Genomic DNA, 20,338 nt, shown 5'->3' with positions numbered 1-20,338 from the left:
GGAGATCTTGATGCGTCACGCTCAGATCCTGCTCCCTCTCGTCCTGTTGCTGTCCAGCAGCGGACCGGCCCACGCCCAGGTCTATGTGGATGTCAAGGCCCACGCCGTCGGAGGAAGCTTGGGGAGCCAGCCGCCCTACGATCTGACCGAGCACAACGTCGGCAATGCGCTGTCGACCTACACCGCAGCCGCGGAGGGCGGCTTGGCTGACGGTTTCTGGTCTCGATGCAGCACCAGCGCGTCCTTCGGCCGGGTGCAGACGTCGGTCGCCAGCGCCAACTACCCCTTGACCATGATCGGCAGCGCCAGCTGCGAGGCCAACGCATGGGTCTTCGACGGGATCATTGCGGCCGCACCCGGTGTCGCGGTGGGCGAGCCGATGACCTACACGGCCAAGGTCAGCCTGAGTACCAGCACGCCAGGCCCGATGGACGATTTCCACTTCGTGGGCGTGTGCATCGGTCTGGCGGGCAAGAGCGTCTGCAGCGATGTCTCCGGAACCGTCCCCGACGTCTCGGGCACAGTGTCGGTGCGCGTCAAGACCACGGCAGGCACCCGGCTCCCGCTGTACCTGTCGGTGAGCAGCCGGGTGCGCGGCGACTTCTGGGGCACCCGGTCCCCGTCCGCGGGGATCGACAAGATGGTCCGGCTGAAGATGTCATCCAACAAGACCGGCGCCAACATCACCGGAGAGTCGGGCTACACCTACCAGTAGCGGGCCTCAGTCCCAGGGCGCGGATTCTTCGGCCGCGGTCGCGACCGCGGCGGGCTCGCTGGCCGGCACCGCCGGCCCGGCGCTCTCATCCAGCTCGCCGTCCAGCGCCTCGATCAGCTCGGCCACCAGCGGCGCCAGCTCGCCGGTGGCGATCGCGGCGTCGGCGTCGAAGGCTTCCTCGGGCGCGGTCTGGGAACCCTTGGTGGATTCGAAGACCACATCGTCGAAGGCGATGCGCTTGACCTGCAGCGTGTCGGTCAGGATGAAGGCCACGCGGCCGCGCCACCCAAGCGCCAGCTTGGTGGCCTGCTTGCCGGCCTTGATGTGCTCCCGCACCTCGTCGATGTCGAGGTGGTGGCGGGTGTAGCGCACGGTGGCGCGCACTTCATCAGGCGCCTTCAGCTCGCACTCGCGCTCCAGGTGGAACGGGGCCGGGGCCTCGCCCTCCAGCAGCCAGGCGGCCATCGCGGCGGCGGGCGACAGCGTGGTCTGCAGCGCGCGCACGCCGAAACCGGGCAGCGCCTTGGTCAGCAGCGTCACCACGTCCTCGGCACGCTTGGCGCTGCTGGCGTCCACCATCAGCGCGCGGGCCTGGGGGTCGATCCAGATGCGGGTCGCGCCCTGGCGGGTGAAGGCCTGGGGCAGCAGCTCCAGCGTGGCCTGGTCCTTGAGCTCGCGCTTCTCGCGCTTGCCGGGCTGGCGGCCGGTCTGCTGCTCGATCTGCTCGGCCAGTTCATCGACGCGGCGCTTGACCACGGCCGAGGGCAGCAGGCGCGACTCGGTCTGCAGCTTCAGCAGCCACTGGCCGCCCACCAGCTCCAGCAGCGGGCCGTGGGCCTGGCCACGCGGCTCGACGAAGCCGGCCGAGACCGGCTGCGTCAGGCCGCAGGGCGTGAAGCGCGCGGCCTGCAGCGCGGCCTCGGCGGCGGTGGCATCGGGCTGCCACTCGGGGGCCAGGCGGTAGACGATCAGGTTCTTGAACATGGCATGGCACCGCCGCAGCGGTGCAGCAGGAGAAGCCGTCCCGGGGCGGGGCTCAGCGTGTGGAGGTGCCCGGAGGCGCGGAGAACAGCTTGGCGGCGCGGCCCTTCAGTTCCAGCAGTTCGCTGGGCGTGACCGAATAGCGCTGGCCCACCACGTCCACCTCGATGCGGAACTCCACGTCCTTCTTGCCATTGCTCAGGACGCCGCTGGTGAAATCGTAGCTCTCGTCTTCGGCGGGGAAGCCCTCATAGGGCGGATCGTTGCTGTCGGAGAGCTTGACGTCGAAGATCTCGCCGCTGGCGAGGTCGAGGATGCCGGTGGACTCGACGATGTCGTCGTCGAGTTCGTCGATGATGCGGATCGGAAGCTTCAGGTCCAAGGGAGGTGCCTTCGGGGGCGAGGAAAAGATCGCGCGATTTTACGCGGTCCCCCCGCGCCGCAGCGGCGGCAGCTGCACCGGCGCGCTGCGCCAGATGTCCTGGGCGTACTCGCCGATCGTGCGGTCGGCGCTGAAGAATCCCATGCCGGCGACGTTCAGCACCGCCTTGCGGGTCCACTCGTCGGCGCTGCGGTACAGCGCGTCCACCTGGTCCTGGGTGTCCACATAGCTGCGGTAGTCGGCCAGCAGCAGGTAGTGGTCGCCCCAGTTCACCAGCGTGTCGTAGACGGCCTGGTAGCGCTCGGGTTCTGTCGGGCTGAAGACGCCGCTGCGGATGGCCTCGAGTGCGGCGCCCAGCTCGCCATCCTTCTCCACCCACTCGCGCGGGTGGTAGCCGCGCGCCTTCAGCTCGGCCACCTCGGGCGTGGTGTGGCCGAAGATGAAGATGTTGTCGGGGCCGACGTGCTCGCGCATCTCCACGTTGGCACCGTCCAGCGTGCCGATGGTCAGCGCGCCGTTCAGGGCGAACTTCATGTTGCCGGTGCCGCTGGCCTCGGTGCCGGCGGTGCTGATCTGCTCGGACAGGTCGGCCGCCGGGATGATGACCTCGGCCAGGCTGACGCTGTAGTTGGGGATGAAGACCACCTTGAGCTTGTCGCCCACGCGCGGGTCGGCGTTGACGACGCGGGCGACATCGTTGATCAGGCGGATCACGTTCTTGGCCATCACATAGGCCGAGGCCGCCTTGCCGGCGAAGACCACCACGCGCGGCACCCAGTTGCCGTCCGGGTGGGCCAGGATGCGCTGGTAGCGCGTGATGACATGCAGCACGTTGAGCAGCTGGCGCTTGTACTCGTGGATGCGCTTGACCTGCACATCGAACAGGGCGTCAGGGTTCAGCGCCACGCCCAGCTGGCGCGCCACCAGCGCCGCCAGGCGCTCCTTGTTCTGCCGCTTGACGCGCCGGAAGGCGCCCAGGAAGCCGGGCAATTCGAGTGCGCCCTTCAGGCCCGAGAGCTCGTCCAGGTGGCGGCGCCAGCCATGGCCGATGCGGCTGTCCAGCAGCGTGGCCAGGCCGGGGTTGGCGTGGGCCAGCCAGCGCCGCGGCGTGACGCCATTGGTCTTGTTGTTGAAACGCTCCGGCCACAGGCGCGCGAAGTCGGCAAAGATGCTCTGCTGCATCAGGTCCGAGTGCAGCGCCGAGACCCCGTTGACCGAGTGGCTGGCCACCACCGCCAGGTAGGCCATGCGCACGCGGCGCTCGCCCGATTCATCGATCAGCGACAGGCGGCGCATCAGCTCCACGTCGTGCCCGTGGGTGCGGGTGAGCTCGCCCAGGAAGTGCGCGTTGATGTCGAAGATGATGCGCAGGTGGCGTGGCAGCACGCGGCCGAACATGTCGATCGGCCAGGTCTCCAGCGCCTCGTGCATCAGCGTGTGGTTGGTGTAGCTGAAGACCTTCTGGCACAGCGCCCAGGCCTGGGCCCAGGGCAGACGGTGCTCGTCCAGCAGCACACGCATCAGCTCGGGGATGGCCAGCACCGGGTGGGTGTCGTTCAGGTGGATGCTGACCTTGTCGGCCAGGCGCTCGAAGCTGGCGTGGGTGCGCAGGTAGCGGCGCACCAGGTCCTGCACGCTGGCGCTGACGAAGAAGTACTCCTGGCGCAGGCGCAGTTCGCGCCCTGACAGCGTGGAGTCGTCCGGGTAGAGCACCCGCGAGACGTTCTCGCTGTGGTTCTTGCTTTCCACCGCGCCGAAGTAGTTGCCCTGGTTGAAGGCCCGCAGGTTCATCTCCTCGGTGGCCTTGGCGCTCCACAGGCGCAGCGTGTTGGTGGCCAGCGTGCCGTAGCCAGGGACGATGGTGTCGTAGGCCATGGCCAGCACGTCTTCGGTGTCGACCCAGCGCACCACCGTGGCGGCGCCGCTGCCCTGCTCTTCCAGCCGGCCGCCAAAGCGCACGCGGAAGGTCACCTCGGGCCGCGGGAACTCCCAGGGGTTGCCGTTCTTCAGCCAGTAGTCGGGCGACTCCACCTGGCGACCGTCCTGGATCAGCTGGCGGAACATGCCGTAGTCATAGCGGATGCCGTAGCCGAAGCCGGGCACGCCCAGCGTGGCCATGGAATCGAGGAAGCAGGCCGCCAGCCGGCCCAGGCCGCCGTTGCCCAGCGCGGCGTCGGGCTCCAGCTCGAAGAGGGCGTCCACGTCCACTTCCAGCTCGGTCAGCGCCTGCTTCAGCGGCTTGAGCAGGTCGGTGGCCAGCAGGGCGTTGCCGAAGGCGCGGCCCATCAGGAATTCCATCGACAGGTAGTAGACGCGCTTGACGTCCTGCGCGTACTGCGCACGCGTGGTGGTCATCCAGCGCTCGACCAGGTGGTCGCGCACCGCGTAGGCGGCCGCCTGCAGCCAGTCCTCGGGGCGGGCCGAGATCGGGTCCTTGCCCACCTGGTACATCAGCTTGTTGGCGATCGCGCGCTTGAGCGCGGGCACATCGGCGGCCAGGTGGTCGTACTGGGTTTCGAACTGGTTGAGGTCCATGGTCAGCGGCGGGCGTCGGTGATCAGGTGGTAGAGGTGGAGGTAGTCGCGGGCGGCCGGTTGCCAGTCGTGGCGACGGGCCATGGCGGTGCGCTGCACCGCCTTCCAGTCGGCCTTGCGCTGGTGCAGGGCCTGGGCGCGGCGCAGCGCGGCGTCCAGGGCCGCCGGGTCGAAGGCGTCGAAGACGATGCCGGTGGCCGTGCCGTCGGCCAGGTTCTCGAGCGCGCAGTCGGTGACGGTGTCGGCCAGGCCGCCCACCCGACGCACCACCGGCAGCGTGCCGTAGGCCAGGCCATAGAGCTGGGTCAGGCCGCAGGGCTCGAAGCGCGAGGGCACGACGATCGCGTCGGCGCCGGCAATCAGGCCGTGGGCGAAGGGCTCGTCATAGCCGATGCGCACCGCCGCAGCCCTCGGGTGTGCGGCCGCCAGGTCGCGGAAGGCCTGCTCCATCCAGGCGTCGCCGCTGCCCAGCAGCGCGAACTGGGCGCCGCGCTCCAGCAGTGCCGGCAACGCCTGCAGCATCAGGTGCAGGCCCTTCTGCTCGGTCAGGCGGCTGACCACGCAGAACAGCGGCGCGGCGGCGTCCTCGGTCAGGCCCAGTTGCTGCTGCAGCGCCGCCTTGCAGCGCGCCTTGCCGGCCAGCCTGGCGGCGTCGTAGCGGGCGGGGATCAGCGCATCGGTGGCCGGATGCCAGACTGCCGGATCGACGCCGTTGAGCACCCCGTGCAGCACCTCGGCGCGGGCTCGCAGCAGGCCGTCCAGGCCCATGCCCTGCTCCGGGTGCTGGATCTCGCGGGCGTAGCTGGGGCTGACGGTGCTCAGCCGGTCGGCGTAGTACAGGCCGGCCTTCATGAAGTTGACCCGGCCCCAGAACTCCAGGCCGTCAGGCTGGAACTGCACCGCGGGCAGGCCCAGCGACGGGAACAGCGCGGCGTCGAAGTCACCCTGGTAGGCCAGGTTGTGGATGGTGTAGAGCGCCCCGGCGCGCACGCCCAGCGCCCGCATGCAGGCGGGCGCCAGTCCGGCGTGCCAGTCGTGGGCATGCACCACATCGGGCGTCCAAAAGGGGTCGACACCGGCGGCCAGCTCGGCCGCGGCCCAGCCCAGGCGGGCAAAGCGCAGGTGGTTGTCGCCCCAGGGCTGCTGGCGGGCGTCGGCGTAGGGGCCGCCCTCGCGCTGGTACAGGTCCGGGGCGTCGATCACATAGGCCCGAACGCCGCCGCAGGCCGGCAGCAGGCCGGTCAGCAGACGCGCGGCGGGCACCTGGCCGCGTGCGGGCAGCCAGCCCACCTCCTGGGCATCCTGCAGGCCCGCCAGGATGGGCGCAAAGCCCGGCAGCAGCACCCGGGGATCGGCCCCTTCGGCCACCAGGGCTCCCGGCAACGCGCCGGCCACGTCGGCCAGCCCGCCGGTCTTCAGCAGCGGGAAGATCTCGGCGCAGACCTGCAGGATGCGGGGAGCGGCAGCCATCAGAGCTGGGCCAAACGGTCGCGCGTGACCAGCACGATGCCGCCCTCGCTGCGGTGGAAGCGCTGGGCATCCAGCACCGGGTCTTCGCCGATCACCAGGCCCTCGGGCAGGCGGCAGCGGCGGTCGATCACCACATTGCGCAGCCGGCAGCCGCGTGAGATGTGCACATCGGGCAGCACCACGCACTTCTCCAGCCGGCAGAAGCTGCGCACCAGCACGTTGGAGAACAGCACCGAGTCCTTGACCGTGGCGCCCGAAACGATGCAGCCACCCGAGACCAGCGAGTTGATCGCCTGGCCGACACGTCCGGTGTCGGCCTCGTCGTGGACGAACTTGGCCGGCGGCAGCTGTTCCTGGTAGGTCCAGATCGGCCAGTCGCGGTCGTACATGTTCAGCTCGGGCGTCACCGAGGCCAGGTCCAGGTTGGCCGCCCAGTACGCGTCCACCGTGCCCACGTCGCGCCAGTAGGGCCGCGAGTACGGCGGGTTGGCGATCGCCGACAGGCCGAAGGGGTGGGCCAGCGCCTGGCCCTCGGCCACCGCCTTGGGGATCAGGTCCTTGCCGAAGTCGTGGCTGGAATCGGGGTTGGCGGCGTCCTCGTCCAGCAGCCGGTAGAGGTAGTCGGCGCTGAAGATGTAGATGCCCATGCTGGCCAGCGACATCGCCGGGTTGCCCGGCATGGCGGGCGGATCGGCCGGCTTCTCGATGAAGGCGGTGATGCGGCGGCTGTCGTCGATGGCCATCACGCCGAAGCCACTGGCGTCTTCACGCGGCACCTCGATGCAGCCCACGGTGACGCCTCGGCCGCCGGCCACATGGTCGGCCAGCATCACCGAGTAGTCCATCTTGTAGATGTGGTCGCCGGCCAGGATGACGATGTAGTCGGGCGGGGTGGAGTTGCGGATGATGTCCAGGTTCTGCCAGATCGCATCGGCGGTGCCGCGGTACCAGTCCTCCTCGTTGCGGCGTTGCTGGGCCGGCAGCAGGTCGACGAACTCGTTCATCTCGTTGCGCATGAAGCTCCAGCCGCGCTGCAGGTGGCGCAGCAGCGAGTGCGACTTGTACTGGGTGATCACGCCAATGCGGCGCAGCCCCGAGTTGACGCAGTTCGACAGCGCGAAGTCGATGATGCGGAACTTGCCGCCGAAGTGCACCGCCGGCTTGGCGCGGCGGTCGGTCAGGTCTTTCAGGCGCGAACCGCGGCCACCGGCCAGCACCAGGGCCAGGGTGCGGCGGGCCAGGCTGCGGGGATCGGGCGTGGACGGGGCGCTGCTCATGGGTGTCTCCTCGGTCTTCTCGGACGACCTGGCGGGGCAGCCATCGTCCGTCACCGATTCTGCACCGTGCCCGTGCCCGCACCACTCGGCTGTAACCGCGATGAAACCGGGCTGTCGTCAAGCCCTTGTGCACGCAACTCGCATGCCAGCGAGGGTAGGATGTGGGTTTGTCCTGCCTGGATCTGCTGCCACCATGCTGACCATCGCGAAACTCGTCCCCCAGGGCCAGGGCCTGGCCGCCGTGCTGCTCAAGCGTGCTGCCACGGTGGCGGTGCCGCAGGCGCAGCGCCGCAGCGGCCAGTTCGAGGGCACCGACAGCCAGGGACGCACCCTGGCGGTGAACCTGCCCACCGGCATGCGCACCGGCGATGTGCTGCTGGCCAGCGATGGCTCGCTGATCACGGTGCAGCCGGCCGCCGGCGAGACGCCGGACCCGGTGGCGATTCCGGTCAAGGTGGCGGTGGCGCCGCACGTGCACGGGCCCGGATGTGGCCACGACCACGGCCACGACCATGACCACGGTCACTCACACAGCCATGACCACGGGCACGTCCATGGCCCGGGCTGCGGCCACGACCACTGAGGCCGCGGCGGCGTCAGCCGGTCAGACCGGCACCCACAGCGCCGGCAGTCCCGGCATCGCCTTGAACAGCTCGCTCAGCGCGCCCCGGCGCACCAGCGCGGTGGCGGCATCGATGTCGGGCGCCAGGTAGCGGTCCACCGGCATCGCCGGCACCTCGGCGCGCAGCAGCGCGTGGGCGCGCTCCAGCACGGCCGAGCTGGCCAGCGGTCGCAGGAACTCGATGCCCTGGGCCGAAGCCAGCCACTCGATCGCCAGGATGCGGGCCACGTTGTCGATCATCGGCTGCAGGCGGCGCGCGGCGAAGGTGGCCATGCTGACATGGTCCTCCTGGTTGGCGCTGGTGGGCAGGCTGTCGACGCTGGCCGGGTGAGCCAGCGACTTGTTCTCGCTGGCCAGCGCCGCGGCGGTGACGTGGGCGATCATGAAGCCGCTGTTCAGGCCGGCGTTGCTGGTCAGGAAGGGCGGCAGGCGCGAGACGCCGGCATCGATCAGCATCGCGATGCGCCGCTCGGCGATCGCGCCCACCTCGGCGATGGCCACCGCGCAGGCGTCGGCCGCCAGCGCCACCGGCTCGGCGTGGAAGTTGCCGCCACTGACCATGCTGCCGTCCTCGAAGAACACCAGCGGGTTGTCGGTCACCGCATTGGCCTCCCGCACCAGCACCAGCGCGGCGTGGCGCAGCTGATCGAGGCAGGCGCCCACCACCTGGGGCTGGCAGCGCAGGCAGTAGGGGTCCTGCACACGGTCGTCGCCGTCGGTGTGCGACTGGCGGATCGCGCTGCCGGCCAGCAGCGCACGGTAGTACTGGGCCACGTCGATCTGGCCGGGCTGGCCGCGCAGCGCGTGGATGCGCGGATCGAAGGGGCCGTCGCTGCCGCGCGCGGCGTCCACCGTCAGCGCGCCAATCACCAGCGCACTCTCCAGCACCGGCTCGAAGGCCAGCACACCGTGCAGCGCCAGGGCGGCGGAGGTTTGCGTGCCGTTGATCAGCGCCAGGCCCTCCTTGGCCTGCAGCGCCAGCGGCGCGATGCCGTGCTGGGCCAGCAGGCCCGCCGCCGGTACCTTGGCGCCGTCCACATTGAAGTGGCCTTCGCCCAGCAGCGCCAGCGTCATGTGCGACAGCGGCGCCAGATCGCCCGAGGCGCCCACCGAGCCCTGCGCCGGCACCCAGGGCACCAGGCCGGCGTTGTGCACCGCCAGCAGGGTGTCGATCACCAGCTCGCGCACGCCGGAATGGGCGCGCGCCAGGCTGGCCGCCTTCATTGCCAGCATCAGCCGCACCACGGGCGCGGCCAGCGGCTCGCCCACGCCCACGCTGTGGCTGCGGATCAGGTTGAGCTGCAGCAGCGCCAGGTCCGCGGCGCTGATGCGCGTGCTGGCCAGCTTGCCGAAGCCGGTGTTGACGCCGTAGACCGGCGCGTCGCCGGCCGCCGCGGCCTGCACCACGGCGGCGCTGGCGCGGATCGCCGGGCGGGCGGCGTCGTCCAGCACCAGGCGCAGCGGCGCGGCGTGGATGGCGGTGAGTTGCTCCAGCGTCAGCGCGCCGGGGACCAGGGTCAGCTCAAGGCTCATGGGGATTCCATCGACAGGGGGAATACGGAGGGATGGTGGCGCGCGGCGGCGCCAACATCGCGGTTTTGTCGGCCGCGTGCGGCCAGGATGTCCAGATGCAACCACGACGACTGATGCTCGGCGCCCTCGCGGCGCTCGCCCTGGCCGGCGGGCCGCTCGCAGCCCAGGCGCAGGCCTTTCCCAGCAAGCCGGTGAAGATCATCATCGGCTTTCCGGCCGGCGGCCCGCTCGACGCGCATGCACGGCTGCTGGCCGATGAACTGGGCAAGCGCCTGGGCCAGCCGGTGGTGATCGACTACAAGGCCGGCGCCGGCGGCACCGTGGGCGCCGAGTTCGTCGCCAAGAGCGAACCCGACGGCCACACGCTGCTGATGGCCAACACCGGCACGATGGTCATCAACCCGGCCGTCTACAGCAAGCTCAGCTACCAGACGCTGAAGGACTTCGCGCCGGTGGCGCGCACCGCCCAGCAACCGCTGGCGCTGGTGGTCAACCCGGCCGTGCCCGCCAACAGCGTGGCCGAACTGGTGAAGCTGGCCAAGAGCCAGCCCGGCCGGCTGAACTACGGCTCGGCCGGCAACGGCGGCATCAGCCACCTGGTGCCCGAGATGTTCAAGCAGGCCACCGGCACCTTCATCGTCCACATTCCCTACCGCGGCAGCGCGCCAGCCTTCACCGACCTGATCGCCGGCCAGGTGCAGCTGATGGCCGAGTCGGTGCCGCAAGCCGCGCAGTACGTGAAGGCCGGCAAGCTGCGCGCGCTGGCCGTGACCAGCCGCGAGCGCAGCGCCGCGCTGCCCGACACGCCCACGCTGATCGAGTCGGGCCTGATGGGCTTCGACGTGGTGGGCTTCTATGGCGTGCTGGCGCCGGCGGGCACACCCAGGCCGGTGCTGGAGAAGCTCTCGGGCGCCTTCAAGGCGGTGCTCGAGACGCCCGACATCCGCACCCGCATGGTCAGCCAGGGGGCCGATCCGGCCTTCCTGGACCATGAGGCCTTCCGCGGCTTCCTGGCCACGGAAATGCCGCGCTGGGCGGCGGCCGTCAAGGCCTCGGGGACCAAGCTGGACTGACACGTCGGCGGCTCGCTCAGGCCCGGGGCAGCATCGGCAGGTTCAGCGCGTGCTCGCGCGCGCACTGGCGGGCGATCTCGTAGCCAGCGTCGGCGTGGCGCATCACGCCGGTGGCGGGGTCGTTCCACAGCACGCGCTCGATGCGCCTGGCCGCCGCGTCGGTGCCGTCGCAGACGATCACCACGCCCGAGTGCTGCGAATAGCCCATGCCCACGCCGCCGCCATGGTGCAGGCTGACCCAGGTGGCGCCGCCGGCGGTGTTGAGCAGCGCGTTGAGCAGCGGCCAGTCGCTCACCGCGTCGGAGCCATCCATCATCGCCTCGGTCTCGCGGTTGGGGCTGGCCACGCTGCCGCTGTCCAGGTGGTCGCGGCCGATGACGATCGGGCCCTTGAGTTCGCCGCTGCGGACCATCTCATTGAAAGCCAGGCCGGCGCGGTGGCGCTCGCCCAGGCCGATCCAGCAGATCCGCGCCGGCAGGCCCTGGAAGGCGATGCGCTCCTCGGCCATGTCGAGCCAGCGGTGCAGGTGGGCGTCCTCGGGGAACAGTTCCTTCATCTTGGCGTCGGTCTTGCGGATGTCCTCGGGGTCGCCCGACAGCGCCACCCAGCGGAACGGGCCCTTGCCGCGGCAGAACAGCGGGCGGATGTAGGCGGGCACGAAGCCGGGGAAGTCGAAGGCGTTCTTCACGCCCTGGTCGAAGGCGACCTGACGGATGTTGTTGCCGTAGTCCACCGTGGGAATGCCCATGGCCTGGAAGTCGAGCATCGCCTGCACATGCACCGCGCAGCCCTGGGCAGCGGCAGCGCGCAGCGTGGCGTGCTGGCGGTCATCGGCCTGGGCGGCGCGCCACTGCGCCACCGTCCAGCCGGCCGGCAGGTAGCCGTTGACCAGGTCGTGGGCGCTGGTCTGGTCGGTCACCAGGTCGGGCTTCAGGCCACCGGCCTGGGCGCGCTTGACCAGCTCGGGCAGGATCTCGGCGGCATTTCCCAGCAGCGCGATGCTGATGGCCCGGCCCTCGGCGGTGTAGCGGGCGATGCGGGCCAGTGCGTCGTCCAGGTCGGTGGCCTGCTCATCCACGTAGCGGCTGCGCAGGCGGAAGTCGATGCGGCTTTGCTGGCACTCGATGTTCAGCGAGCAGAAGCCGGCAAAGCTGGCGGCCAGCGGCTGCGCGCCGCCCATGCCACCCAGGCCGGCGGTGAGGATCCATCTGCCAGCGGCCACGCCATTGAAGTGCTGGCGCGCCGCCTCGACGAAGGTTTCGTAGGTGCCCTGCACGATGCCCTGGCTGCCGATGTAGATCCAGCTGCCGGCGGTCATCTGGCCGTACATCATCAGGCCCTTGCGGTCGAGCTCGTGGAAGTGCTCCCAGGTGGCCCACTTGGGCACCAGGTTGGAGTTGGCGATCAGCACCCGCGGCGCATCCGCATGGGTGCGGAACACGCCCACCGGCTTGCCGCTCTGGACCAGCAGCGTCTCGTCGTCGTTCAGCGTGCGCAGCGAGGCCAGGATCTGCTCGAAGCAGTCCCAGTCGCGCGCGGCCTTGCCAATGCCGCCATAGACCACCAGCGCATCGGGGTTTTCGGCCACCGCCGGGTCCAGGTTGTTCTGCAGCATGCGGTAGGCGGCCTCGGTGAGCCAGCTCTTGCAGTGCAGCGTGGACCCGGTGGGCGCCTTGACGACGCGCGGGGTGGCATGGGGGTGCGACAGGTTGGTCATGGCGGTCTCCGGCAGGGTGCGCGGCGGTCAGGTCGCCGTGCGATGGGGATGGACTCTACTTGTCTAGACAGGTTTATGCAAGTACGATCCGCCACCATGGTTTCCCCCAGATCCCCGCAAGCGCCCTATGCACAGGTCAAGCAGCACCTGAAGGATCGGCTGGCCGCCGGTGACTGGCCGCCGGGCGCGCAGATGCCCTCCGAGGCCGAGCTGGTCGCGCAGTTCCACGTCAGCCGCATGACCGTCAACCGCGCACTCAAGGAGCTGCAGGCCGAGGGCCTGGTCGACCGCGTGCAGGGTGTGGGCACCTTCGCGGCGGCGCTGCACAAGGTCTCGTCCACGCTGATGCTGCGTGACCTGCACGAGGAGATCGCCGAGCGCGGCCACCAGCACGAGGCCCAGGTGATGCTGCAGCGCGAGGAGGCGGCGGCGCCGGCGCTGGCCGCGCAGCTGGGCGTGGCCGAGGGCACCATGGTGTTCCACACCGTGATCGTCCACCGCGAGAACGGCATCGCGCTGCAGTGCGAGGACCGCTACGTCAACCCGGCCGAGGCGCCGCAGTACCTGGCACAGGACTTCACCCGCATCACCCCCACCCACTACCTGTTCGGCGCCACCGCGCTGTGGCGCGCGCAGTACCAGGTCGAGGCCGCGCTGCCGACCGCGCCGGAAGCGCAGTGGCTGGGCATCGGCCGGGGGGATCCCTGCCTGGTGATCGTGCGCCGCACCTTCAGCCGCCAGGGACCGATCACGCTGGCCCGGCTGGTGCATCCCGGCGCCCGCTACCAGCTGCAGGGAGATTTCCAGCCATGACGATCCACCGCATCCACCTGGACCAGGCCGCGCCGGAGCCCTGGCGCAACGGCGGCGGCAGCACCCGCACCCTGCTGACCTGGCCCGGGCCTGACGACTGGACGCTGCGCGTCAGCGTGGCCGAGGTGCGCTCGCCCGGGCCCTTCTCGCCCTGGCCCGGCCACTGGCGCGGTTTTGCGGTGCTCGAAGGTGCCGGCGTGCGCCTGCACTTCGGCGCGCACCGCCAGACGCTCAGCACCGACAGCCCGCCGCTGGCCTTCGATGGCGCCGAAGCGCCGCACTGCGAGCCGCTGGACGGTCCCACGCGCGACCTGAACCTGATGGTGCGCCACGCCGAGGGCCCCGGCTGCATCGCCTGGGCACTGGCGCTGGGCCTGCCGCCGGGCCCACGCTGGCGCGGTCTGTACAGCCATGGCCACGCCTGGCTGCGCCGTGCAGGCGAAGCGCCGCTGGCGGTGCCCGCCGGCACGCTGCTGTGGAGCGAGGACGACCCGCACGCCTGGCAACTGGCCGGTGCCAGTGCGCCCGCCTACTGGCTGGCCCTGCCGCGCGGAGGCACCCGATGAGGCAGCTCTGGCGTGGTGCGGCGATCGCGACGATGGACGGCGCCAGCCCCTGGGGCTGGATGGCCGATGGCGCGCTGCTGGCCGAGGACGGACGCATCGTCTGGGTGGGCCCCGCCGATGCGGTGCCGGCCGACGCGCGCAACGACGAGGTGATCGACCTGCACGGCGGCGTGCTGCTGCCGGGCCTGGTCGATGCCCACACCCACCTGGTCTACGGCGGCGACCGCGCGGCCGAGTTCGAGCGCCGTCTGCAAGGCATCAGCTACGAGCAGATCGCCCGCGAGGGCGGCGGCATCCGCGCCACCGTCAGCGCCACCCGCAGCGCCACCGACGAGGACCTGCTGCACGGGGCCCTGCGCCGCGCCCGCGCGCTGCGCGCTGAAGGCGTGACGACACTGGAGATCAAATCCGGCTACGGCCTGACCGAGGCCGACGAGGCGCGCTGCCTGCGCGTGGCGCGCGCAGTGGGCGCAGCCACGGGCCAGACGGTGCGCACCACCGCCTTGCCGGCGCATGCGCTGCCGCCCGAGTACGCCGGTCGCGCCGATGACTACATCGACGCCGTCTGCACCTGGCTACCGCGCTGGCAGGCCGAGGGCCTGGTCGACGCGGTCGATGCCTTCTGCGAGCGCATCGCCTTCAGCCCGGCCCAGGTCGAGCGGGTGTTTGAGGTGGCTCGCGCGCTGGGGCTGCCGGTCAAGCTGCATGCCGAGCAGCTCAGCGAGAGCGGCGGCGCCGCGCTGGCGGCGCGCTTCGGTGCACTCAGCGCCGACCACCTGGAATGGCTCAGCGACGAGGGCATCGCCGCGATGGCCGCCGCCGGCACCGTGGCGGTGCTGCTGCCCGGCGCCTTCCATTTCCTGCGCGAGACGAAGCTGCCACCCATCGAGCGCCTGCGCGCCGCCGGCGTGCCGATCGCCGTGGCCACCGACCACAACCCCGGCAGCTCGCCGACGCTGTCGCCGCTGCTGATGATCCATCTGGCCTGCACGCTGCTGCGCCTGACCCCTGAGGAGGCCGTGGCGGGCATGACCCGCGAGGGCGCGCGCGCGCTGGGGCTGGCCGACCGCGGTACGCTGCAGCCAGGCCAACGCGCCGACCTCGCCCATTTCGACATCGACCACCCCCGCACGCTGGCCTATGCCTTTGGTCAACGCCCCACCTGCCGCACCTGGGTGGCCGGCCGGGAGACCGCATGAGCGCGCCGGGCCGGTGCCGCTACCCCGCGCGCACAGCGCCGTGCGCCGCACGGAGGACTGACCAGTGACCCATCCCGTCTTCACCCTGCACCGCGGCCACCGGCCGCTGCTGGTCAGCGTGCCGCATGCCGGCACCGCGCTGCCGCTGGACCAGCAGCCGCGCTACACCGAACGCGCGCTGCGCGTCGAGGACACCGACTGGTGCCTGGACGAGCTCTACGCCTTCGCCCGCGACCTGGGCGCCAGCCTGATCGTGCCGCGCCATTCACGCTACCTGATCGACCTGAACCGACCGCCCACCGACGCCCCGATGTACCCGGGTGCGAACAACACCGAGCTGTGCCCCACGCGCAACTTCGAGGGCCTGCCGATCTACCGCCCCGGCCAGGCGCCCGACGCCGCCGAGATCGCCCGCCGCCGCGAGCAGTACTGGCGCCCGTACCACGAGGCCCTGACCGCTGAGCTGGCCCGGCTGCGCACCGAGCACGGCCATGCGCTGCTGTTCGACGGCCACAGCATCCGCCCCGAGCTGCCCTGGCTGTTCGACGGGCGCCTGCCCGACCTGAACCTGGGCACCGCCGACGGCCAGGCCGCCACGCCCGCGCTGCGCGACGCGCTGCGCGAGGTCCTGGCAGCCCAGGACCGCTTCAGCTGGGTGGTCGACGGCCGCTTCAAGGGCGGCTACATCACCCGGCATTACGGCCAGCCGGCCCAGGGCGTGCAGGCCGTGCAGCTGGAGATGGGCTGGCAATGCGCGATGGACGAGGCCATGCCCGCGCAGGGCGAGCCGCGGCTGGATGCGGCCCGCGTGGCGCGCCTGCAGCCGGTGCTGGACGGGCTGCTGCGCACGATGCTGGCGCACGGGGCGGCGCGATGAGCCGCCTGCTGTGGGCCCCGCAGGCCTGGGTCGATGGCCGCTGGCAGGACCAGGTGCTGCTGGAGGTCGACGGCGCCGGCTGCTGGGCGCGCATCGTCGCCGACCAGCCCTGCCCGCCGCACGCCGAGCGCCTGGCCGGCCCGGGGCTGCCGGGCCTGGTGGATGCGCACAGCCACGCGTTCCAGCGCGCCTTTGCCGGGCTGTCGGAGCGGCGCGAGCAGGACAGCGACGACTTCTGGAGCTGGCGCGACCGCATGTACCGCGTGGCCGGTCAGGTCAGCGTGGACGAGGTGCGCGACATCGCCACCCACCTGTTCCATGAGCTGATCGAGGGCGGCTACACCCAGGTCTGCGAATTCCACTACCTGCAGCACCAGGCCGACGGTCAGCCGCATGCCGACCCGCTGGCCATGGCCTGGGCATTGCGCGACAGCGCGCGTGCCAGCGGCATCGGCCTGACGCTGCTGCCGGTGCTGTACGAGCGCGCCGGCTTCCGCCACGGCGCACTGCGGCCCGACCAGGCGCGCTTCCGGCTGGGCGCCGACGAGGTCTGGTCGGCCAGCCAGCGCCTGCGCACCCAGGCTGATGCGCGCTTCGACGCCGGCCTCGCGATCCATTCGCTGCGCGGCGCCGCGCCCGAGTCCATTCACCGCCTGGCCCACCTGGCCGCGGGCTGGTCCGGTGCGATCCACATCCACGTGGCCGAACAGACCGGCGAAGTCGACGACTGCCTGGCCGCCACCGGTCGACGGCCGATCGAGTGGCTGCTGCACGAACAGCTGCTGGATGCCCGCTGGCAACTGGTCCACGCCACGCATGCGACGCCCGCCGAGGTCGCCGGCGTGGCAGCCAGCGGCGCCGGCGTGGTGATCTGCCCCGGCACCGAGGCCGACCTGGGTGACGGCCTGACCGACCTGTCGGCCTGGCTGGCTGCCGGTGTGCCGGTGGCGGTGGGCTCGGACAGCCAGGTCACGCGCGACTGGCGCGAGGAACTGCGCTGGCTGGAGTGGGGCCAGCGCCTGGCCCGTCGGCAACGCAACCTGGCGGCTGATCCGGCGCGATCGCAGCCGGCCACCGCGGCCCGCCTGTTCGAAGCGGCGCGCCAGGCTGGTGCCGCCGCTGCGGGCCTGCCGGCCTGGGGCCTGACGCCGGGGGCGCGCGCCGATCTGCTGGTGATGGCGGCGGACGACCCGGCCTTGACCGGCATCCCGGCCAGTCATCGGCTGGATGCGCTGGTGTTCTCGGCGCCCACACGGCCCTGGCGCGACGTGATGGTGGCCGGCACCTGGGTGCGACAGTCGAACCACCAGCCCGGCCGCGAGGCCGCCGCCGAGCGCCTGGCGGCGGTGATGCAGCGGCTGTGGCAGTCCGTCTGACACACCCACGGTGAAAGGCACACGGCGGCCCGCGGGCCGCCGTGCGGGGGTGCGCTCAGCCGCTCAGTGCGCGGCGGTGACCAGCCGGGTGGCCTCGGCGCGCTGGGCCTTGCGGGCCAGATTGCCGCCCGGGCCGTTGTGGCAGTCGTAGCAGGTCACCTGGGTGCCGGCCTCGTAGTGCTTCTTCTTGCCATCGGCATTGAAGTCGCGGACGGCCGCGGTCTTGGCCAGCGGCGAGCCGCGGAAGTCGGCGCCGTGGCAGTACGCACAGGCCTGACGATCACGCTCGGCGGCATTGCCGTGGCCACCCACCCAGGCCTGGCCGATGGTGTGCAGGCCATGCGGACCGCCGTTGGCCGTGGTGCGCAGGTTGCTGTGGCAGGCGCTGCACTCGCTGAGCGTGCCGACATGGCCCTGGGTGTCGATGGACACCTGGTTGTCGCCGTCGTGCGAGCTGGTGTACTCGGCGTGCGTGGAGCCGTGGCAGGCCTCGCACTGCAGGCCGCCGTGGCCCTTGCTGAAGCGGTACAGGTTGAAGCCCGGGGCCGGCACGTTGGCGTTGGTGGCGAAGCGGGTGTCGGCCGGGGTCTTGACCTGGCCCTTGGCGTTCACCGCCATCAGGTCGCGCTTGCCGTCGTAGTGGCAGGCCTGGCAGGTGGGTTGCTGCAGCCAGCCCACGCGCTTGGGCGAGCCGACCTTGGCCATCGTCGAGTGGCAGCTCTGGCACTGGATCGAGGGCAGGCCATCCGGGCCGGTGGCGTTGCCCATCACGCCGCGCAGGCACTTGGTTTCAGCACCCGGGTGGCACATGTAGCAGGCGCCGCGGTCCTTGTCGTCGCCCAGCTTCAGGCCCGTGTTGGGATTGATCACCGACGCGTGCAGCGTGTGCGTGGCGGAGGTCATGGCCGAAATGCCGACCTGGCCCGTCCCGGGCAGTGCGTTGGAGGCATGGCAGGCCGCGCACAGGATCGGGTGACCGCCATCCGCCGAATCCAGCAGGCCCTTCTTCGAGTATCCGGCGGCCAGCAGCGCCTTCTTGTACTTGGCCGTCCCCAGATGCTGGTCGTCATGACGTGCCAGGATGTTGCGGCGGTAGTCCTTCTCGGGTCCGCGCGGGTCGTAGACCCAGCCGCGTGCCGGCTTGGCCGCGTCCTGCGAGCCGGAGGCATGACAGGCCACGCAGGTCATCTCGTCCGAGACCGGCAGGACCACACGGGCGTGCGCCACCTCGGTGCCGGTGCTGTCGCGCACCACCACCTTGGTCATCGGGTAGGTGTTCTTCTTGAACGTGTCATCGACCGGGGTGATGGGGATGCCCACCGCCTCCCACATCGCCGGCGTGGCCTGCCAGCTCATGGCCTGCGGCGTGACGCCCGCGGTGCCCAGGCCGGTCAGGCCGATGCCCGGAGGCAGGTCGGCGCCATACAGCGGCTTGGCGTAATCCCAGAAATTGGTCTTGCCCACCGAATAGGTGTTGCGCGAGCCGCCGAGGTCGGCCAGCGCCTCGAAGCTGACCGTGACACCGCTGGTCACCAGCTTGTTGTTGGTGGTGTCAATCACCTGCGCATGCAGCGTGTTGAACGGCGGCAGGATGCTGAACACCGAGTAGTCGGAGTCCATGCAGTGCATGCCCAGATCGTTCCAGCCCACCACCTTGAGGACAGCGGCCTGGGCCGGCAACAGGGCGGCACTGCTCAGTGCCAGGCCCGCCAGCAGGCGGGACCACAGGGTCAAGGGTCGCATCGTGTGGGTCCTCCGGGGGCAGATCGCCGGTGCGGTGTGAACGGCTATATACCCCAACGGGCGTGGGTATCTAGGTGGATTGGACACGGATGCTCCGCTCAACAGAATGTGCTGTCAACACATATGTTGAGCGCAATGGTGTGCTTCTGTGTCGCCGCACAACGGTGCAGGGTCACCTCGGCCTCAGCGGGCCCGCGGGGGCCGCGGCCCGCTGCAGGCCGCCCCAGCGCAGGCCGCCTCAGTAGCGGCCGCTCAGGCCCGCCATGCGCAGGTACCAGTGGGCCAGCGAGGCGATCAGGCCGCGGCGCAGCGCGGCGAAGGCGCCACGGCCCAGCGGCGCGTCGGTCACGCGCTGCGACAAGGCCACCGCCTGCTCGAAGGCCGCCGCGGTGGTGGCGGCAAAGGCACGGTCGCGCACCAGCAGGTTGGCCTCCAGGTTCAGCAGCAGCGACAGCGGGTCGATGTTGGAGCTGCCCACGGTGGCCCAGTCGTCGTCGACCACACAGACCTTGGCGTGCAGGAAGGCCGGCGTGTACTCGAAGATCTGCACGCCCTGGCCCAGCAGTTCGTCGTAAAGCACGCGCGCCGCGGTGGCCGCCAGCCTGTAGTCGGGCCGGCCCTGGAGCAGCAGCCGCACCTGCACACCGCGCCGGGCGGCGCGGCGCAACGCGCGTCGGAATCCCTGGCCGGGGTAGAAGTACGGCGAAATCAGGTCGACACGCTGGCGCGCGCCGTCGATCGCCTCGATGTAGGCCCGCTCGATCGCGCGGCGCTGGCGCAGGTTGTCGCGCACCACCAGCGCCACCTGCACCGGGTCGGGCCGCTGCGGCAGCGCCGGCAGCGGCGGCATCAGACGCACCGAGCGCAGCAGCCGGCGCAGGCCGCTCATCGGCTTCGCGCTGCGCGCCAGCGCCAGCATCTCGCCCTGCCAGTCGCGGCCAAAGGCGGCGCGTGTCCAGACGGCGCGCGAGGCCTGCTCGATCGGCAGCACCGCCGGGCCGCGCACCTCGACGGCGAAATCCAGCCGCGGCGCGTCCAGCGGCCCGTGGTTCAGGTCGACCCGGTCGTCGATCACGTTGATGCCGCCCACGAAGCCCACCTCGCCGTCGACCACGCACAGCTTCTGGTGCAGCCGGCGCAGTTGCCCCGGCTGCAGCCAGTTCCACCAGCGCTCCAGCGGCCGGAACACCGCCAGTGCCACGCCCTGCGGCTGCAGCCATTGCTGCAGCCGGGCCAGGCTGGCGTGCGAGCCAAAGCCGTCGACCACCACCCGCACCCGCACACCGCGTGCCGCGGCAGCGGCCAGCGCCGCGGCCATGCGCTCGGCGCTGGGGTCGTGGTGGAAGATGTAGGTGGCCAGCCAGATCTCGTGGCGGGCCCGTGCGATCGCCGCTTCCATCGCCGGGAACAGCGCATCGCCGCCTTGCAGCAGTTGCACCTCGTTGCCGCCCAGGAAGACC

The 20,338-nt window shown here is 71.1% G+C and carries 17 protein-coding genes; 8 read left to right on the top strand and 9 right to left on the bottom strand.

Annotated features, from left to right (window positions below; translation table 11 throughout):
• Window positions 1-10: 10 nt before the first annotated feature.
• Window positions 11-715: a hypothetical protein gene (locus tag KAK07_RS02045; protein WP_210852118.1), complete on the top strand. Its 705-nt coding sequence runs from the start codon at window positions 11-13 to the stop codon at window positions 713-715.
• Between the two features lie 6 nt (window positions 716-721).
• On the opposite strand, the gene KAK07_RS02040 is transcribed toward KAK07_RS02045, so the two are convergent.
• Genes KAK07_RS02040 through glgC form a run of 5 tightly spaced genes read right to left on the bottom strand, consistent with a single transcriptional unit; the run spans window position 722 to window position 7,359 of the window.
• Window positions 722-1,699: a recombination-associated protein RdgC gene (locus tag KAK07_RS02040; protein ID WP_210858735.1), complete on the bottom strand. Its 978-nt coding sequence runs from the start codon at window positions 1,697-1,699 to the stop codon at window positions 722-724.
• Between the two features lie 52 nt (window positions 1,700-1,751).
• Window positions 1,752-2,078, bottom strand: coding sequence for a hypothetical protein (locus KAK07_RS02035; protein ID WP_210852116.1), 327 nt, complete (start codon window positions 2,076-2,078; stop codon window positions 1,752-1,754).
• Between the two features lie 39 nt (window positions 2,079-2,117).
• Window positions 2,118-4,613, bottom strand: coding sequence for a glycogen/starch/alpha-glucan phosphorylase (locus tag KAK07_RS02030; protein WP_210858733.1), 2,496 nt, complete (start codon window positions 4,611-4,613; stop codon window positions 2,118-2,120).
• Between the two features lie 2 nt (window positions 4,614-4,615).
• On the bottom strand, window positions 4,616-6,082 hold the full coding sequence (gene glgA / locus KAK07_RS02025; RefSeq protein ID WP_210858731.1) for a glycogen synthase GlgA: 1,467 nt from the start codon (window positions 6,080-6,082) through the stop codon (window positions 4,616-4,618).
• A complete protein-coding gene (glgC, locus tag KAK07_RS02020) occupies window positions 6,082-7,359 on the bottom strand; it encodes a glucose-1-phosphate adenylyltransferase (protein WP_210858729.1) in 1,278 nt (425 codons plus the stop codon). Before glgC ends, glgA begins: the two co-directional genes overlap by 1 nt.
• Before the next feature lie 193 nt (window positions 7,360-7,552).
• Between glgC and KAK07_RS02015 the strand changes: the two genes are divergently transcribed.
• Window positions 7,553-7,942 (top strand): urease accessory protein UreE, encoded by a 390-nt coding sequence (locus KAK07_RS02015; RefSeq protein WP_210858718.1) that lies wholly within the window; start codon window positions 7,553-7,555, stop codon window positions 7,940-7,942.
• Between the two features lie 21 nt (window positions 7,943-7,963).
• Here KAK07_RS02015 and hutH read toward each other — a convergent pair whose 3' ends face one another.
• Window positions 7,964-9,514 carry a histidine ammonia-lyase gene (gene hutH, locus KAK07_RS02010; protein WP_210858717.1) on the bottom strand — a complete coding sequence of 517 codons (1,551 nt, stop codon included), beginning with the start codon at window positions 9,512-9,514 and terminating at the stop codon, window positions 7,964-7,966.
• 95 nt (window positions 9,515-9,609) lie between these two features.
• Here hutH and KAK07_RS02005 point away from each other — a divergent pair, with 95 nt between their 5' ends.
• Complete coding sequence (locus tag KAK07_RS02005; protein WP_375141210.1) at window positions 9,610-10,587, top strand: Bug family tripartite tricarboxylate transporter substrate binding protein; 978 nt, start codon at window positions 9,610-9,612, stop codon at window positions 10,585-10,587.
• Between the two features lie 16 nt (window positions 10,588-10,603).
• Here KAK07_RS02005 and hutU read toward each other — a convergent pair whose 3' ends face one another.
• Window positions 10,604-12,304 (bottom strand): urocanate hydratase, encoded by a 1,701-nt coding sequence (hutU, locus tag KAK07_RS02000; RefSeq protein WP_210858716.1) that lies wholly within the window; start codon window positions 12,302-12,304, stop codon window positions 10,604-10,606.
• Window positions 12,305-12,400: 96 nt separating this feature from the next.
• Between hutU and hutC the strand changes: the two genes are divergently transcribed.
• The 5 genes from hutC (at window position 12,401) to hutF (ending at window position 17,135) form a co-directional block, all read left to right on the top strand.
• Complete coding sequence (hutC, locus tag KAK07_RS01995; RefSeq protein ID WP_210858715.1) at window positions 12,401-13,117, top strand: histidine utilization transcriptional repressor HutC; 717 nt, start codon at window positions 12,401-12,403, stop codon at window positions 13,115-13,117.
• A complete protein-coding gene (locus KAK07_RS01990) occupies window positions 13,114-13,683 on the top strand; it encodes a HutD/Ves family protein (protein ID WP_210852107.1) in 570 nt (189 codons plus the stop codon). Before hutC ends, KAK07_RS01990 begins: the two co-directional genes overlap by 4 nt.
• Window positions 13,680-14,882 carry an imidazolonepropionase gene (gene hutI, locus KAK07_RS01985; RefSeq protein WP_210858714.1) on the top strand — a complete coding sequence of 401 codons (1,203 nt, stop codon included), beginning with the start codon at window positions 13,680-13,682 and terminating at the stop codon, window positions 14,880-14,882. The genes KAK07_RS01990 and hutI overlap by 4 nt, the downstream gene beginning before the upstream one ends.
• A 64-nt stretch (window positions 14,883-14,946) precedes the next feature.
• A complete protein-coding gene (gene hutG / locus KAK07_RS01980; protein ID WP_210858712.1) occupies window positions 14,947-15,759 on the top strand; it encodes an N-formylglutamate deformylase in 813 nt (270 codons plus the stop codon).
• Window positions 15,756-17,135: a formimidoylglutamate deiminase gene (hutF, locus tag KAK07_RS01975; protein ID WP_210852104.1), complete on the top strand. Its 1,380-nt coding sequence runs from the start codon at window positions 15,756-15,758 to the stop codon at window positions 17,133-17,135. The genes hutG and hutF overlap by 4 nt, the downstream gene beginning before the upstream one ends.
• 63 nt (window positions 17,136-17,198) lie before the next feature.
• Here the strand turns inward: hutF and KAK07_RS01970 are convergent, their stop codons facing one another.
• Both KAK07_RS01970 and clsB read right to left on the bottom strand, forming a co-directional pair.
• A complete protein-coding gene (locus tag KAK07_RS01970; protein ID WP_210858710.1) occupies window positions 17,199-18,878 on the bottom strand; it encodes a multiheme c-type cytochrome in 1,680 nt (559 codons plus the stop codon).
• Between the two features lie 238 nt (window positions 18,879-19,116).
• Window positions 19,117-20,331, bottom strand: a complete 1,215-nt coding sequence (gene clsB / locus KAK07_RS01965; protein WP_247664214.1) for a cardiolipin synthase ClsB — start codon at window positions 20,329-20,331, stop codon at window positions 19,117-19,119.
• Window positions 20,332-20,338 lie beyond the last annotated feature (7 nt).

It is taken from the genome of Ideonella alba (assembly GCF_018069875.1).
In the GTDB taxonomy this organism is placed as follows: Bacteria; Pseudomonadota; Gammaproteobacteria; order Burkholderiales; family Burkholderiaceae_C; genus Ideonella; species Ideonella alba.
This window is presented reverse-complemented; position numbering and strand designations above follow the sequence as displayed.